The organism is Acinetobacter sp. UNC436CL71CviS28, assembly GCF_000620525.1.
In the GTDB taxonomy this organism is placed as follows: Bacteria; Pseudomonadota; Gammaproteobacteria; order Pseudomonadales; family Moraxellaceae; genus Acinetobacter; species Acinetobacter radioresistens.
On the sequence record NZ_JIBB01000075.1, the window covers coordinates 1 to 3,111 of the forward strand.

1 protein-coding gene and 1 pseudogene are annotated in these 3,111 nt (G+C 41.0%); both read left to right on the forward strand.

All coding sequences use genetic code 11. The annotated features are described in order from the left end of the window. Nucleotides 1-87 precede the first annotated feature (87 nt). A complete protein-coding gene (aspT, locus tag N518_RS0114995) occupies nucleotides 88-1,752 on the forward strand; it encodes an aspartate-alanine antiporter (RefSeq protein WP_026444469.1) in 1,665 nt (554 codons plus the stop codon). 48 nt (nucleotides 1,753-1,800) lie between these two features. Next, a pseudogene (locus N518_RS16510) lies at nucleotides 1,801-3,018 on the forward strand (bifunctional aspartate transaminase/aspartate 4-decarboxylase); the annotation flags it as partial. Between the last annotated feature and the right edge of the window lie 93 nt (nucleotides 3,019-3,111).

Genomic DNA, 3,111 nt, shown 5'->3' on the forward strand with positions numbered 1-3,111 from the left:
AAGTTAAGATGATGGTATGACAATTTTATATACTCCATAAACCCTTTAAATTAATTAGGTGGTTTATGTCGCACTTCAAGTTTTACTCTGCCAAGTCATAGTCCAGAAATTTTATTATTTTTATCACTTGCAATTGGTTTCTGGATTGGTCAGTTTCAATTTGGCAGATTCCAGTTTGGTGGCGTTGCTGGTTCGCTTCTTGTTGCAGTGGTTTTAAGCCTGATTGGTGTCTCTGTAGATAATGGTGTAAAAGCGATTCTTTTTGCGTTATTTATTTATGCTGTAGGTTTTGAAAGTGGACCGCAATTTTTTAAATCATTAGGACCACACTCTATTAAAGAGATTCTGCTTGCAGTATTTATGGCAGTGAGTGGCTTAATTACGGTACTGCTCATGGCCAAGCTTTTCCATCTGGACAAAGGGCTGGCAGCAGGACTAGCGGCAGGTGGCATGACGCAGTCAGCTATTATTGGTACTGCTGGAGATGCAATATCACGACTGGATTTACCTCTTGCTGAAATACAAAAGCTACAGGCAAATGTCGCAATTGGCTATGCAGTAACTTATATTTTTGGGTCACTTGGCGCAATTATTATCTGTGTCAATATTCTTCCTAAATTTATGGGAAGAGAAATCCATGATGATGCCCTGAAAGCACAATCTGAACGTTTGAAAGGTGCTTTTGAGCTGGCTCCGGGTCAAGAGCTGGCTATTCCGGAAATAGTCGGACGTATTTATCAAGTCAAACAGGGTAATGGTCTGAAAATAGAAGAACTTGAGGCCAAACAATCTAGCACTACCATCGAACGCTTAAAACGTGATGACCAGTTTATCGATGTATCTCCAGATATCATTTTGCAGACAGATGATATTGTACTGATTGTAGGGCGACGAGCTAGTGTGGTTGCAATTTCTGAGTATATTGGTCCAGAGCTACAGTCTTCTCCTGGTATGGAAATGGTGATGCAGACCACGGATGTAGTACTCAGAAATTCTAAATATCTTAATCATAGCTTGGGCGAGGTAAAGGCCAATACGCCTGCCTATTTGAAACACGGTATATATGTACTTGGTATCAAACGAAATAATGAAACACAGGTTCTAAATGATGATCTGGTTTTGAAACCAGGTGATGTAGTCACAGTATATGGAACAAAAACCGATCTTGAGCGGTTAGTAAAAGAAGCCGGAAAAGCTTTACCTGAGAGTTTAAAAACAGACTGGATGTTTCATGGAGCAGGTCTTGTAGTCGGTTTGGTTATTGGCCTTTTTGTTATTCGTATTGGAGGGGTGCCCCTTACTTTAGGTGCAGGTGGAGGTGCGCTACTTTCTGGCCTGTTATTTGGATGGTTACGTAGCCGTAATCAAGTGCATGGCAATATGCCTTTAGCAGCATCACAGCTACTTAAGGATTTGGGACTTGCAGGATTTGTCGCTGCTGTCGGGCTGCAATCAGGCTTACAGGCGATTCAGACCATCAAGCAAAGTGGTCTATCACTATTTATGATTGGTGTGGTGGTTACTGTTGTTCCTCTTATCCTTTCAATGTTCTTCGCCCGTTATATTCTTCGTTATGACAATGTCGCCATTATGGCAGGTGCATTATCAGGTGCACGCAGTGCCAACCCCGCTTTTGGTGGTGTATTGGATAAAGCCGGAAACTCTATACCTACCGTACCCTTTGCTATTACCTACGCCCTAGCAAACGTTTTTTTAACCTTACTCGGTCCAATTATTGTCGGATTAGCCTAAAAATTGTTTCAAGCATTTTAAGATCACTATTCACTAAGGAGATTTCCCATGGGGAATGTAGATTATTCTAAATATTCAAAACTTAGCCCATTCGAGTTAAAAGATAGCCTGATTGCTTTGGCACAGAGTAAGCGGGACCGCTTAATGCTCAATGCTGGACGAGGAAACCCTAATTTTCTGGCTACCCTGCCACGTAGGGCTTTTTTTCAATTAGGTTTATTTTCTGCCACAGAATCAGAATTTTCATTTTCTTACATGCCAGAAGGCTTAGGTGGGTTCCCCCGTCCTGTCGGTTTGCAATCACGTTTTGATAATTTTCTCATGCAGAACCGGGATAAACCTGGAGTTTTATTTCTGGGAAAAGCAGTGTCTTATGTGAGAGACCAATTGGGTTTAGATCCAGATATGTTTCTGCTTGAAATGGTCGAAGGGATTCTAGGATGTAACTACCCTGTACCTGATCGCATGCTCCGTGTCAGTGAAACAATTATTAAAGAGTATCTGTTACAGGAAATGGGCATAAAAAGTATGCCCAAGGAAGGCTTGGACCTGTTTGCGGTTGAAGGCGGAACCGCAGCCATGGCTTATATATTTAACTCCTTAAAAGAAAACAGGATTATTAATACTGGCGACCGAATTGCAATCGGCAGACCGATTTTTACGCCGTATCTGGAAATTCCCAAACTGAATGACTATCAGCTTGAAGAAATTTTTATTGAAGCTGATCCCAATCTGGGCTGGCAATATCCTGAGTCTGAATTAAGAAAGTTAGAAGACCCTTCAATCAAGGCATTCTTTTTAGTCAATCCGAGCAACCCGCCTTCTGTCAAAATAAGTGATGAAGGATTGCTAATACTGGCAGATATTGTAAGAAAACGTCCTGACCTGATTATTTTGACAGATGATGTATATGGAACTTTTGCAGATGACTTTAAGTCACTTTTTGCAATTTGCCCAAATAATACTATTTTAGTTTATTCATTCTCAAAGTACTTTGGGGCTACAGGCTGGAGACTTGGCATTATTGCGCTGTCGAATAACAATATCATTGATCAGAAGATTGCAGCGCTTTCAGATCAGGAAAAGCAGGAACTTGAAGAACGTTATTCATCATTAACTACTGAACCAGAAAAAATCAAGTTTATTGACCGTTTGGTAGCAGATAGCCGTAATGTTGCACTGAATCACACCGCAGGTCTGTCAACACCGCAGCAGGTACAGATGGTTCTTTTTGCCCTGTTTAATATGATGGATTCTCGTCAGGCTTCTCTGTACACGACAAATTTCACAGAACCCTTATCCTATCAGGGTTCTGCCTTCTTAAAATTGCCAAAATTTCCTTAAACTCTTCTTTTTTCC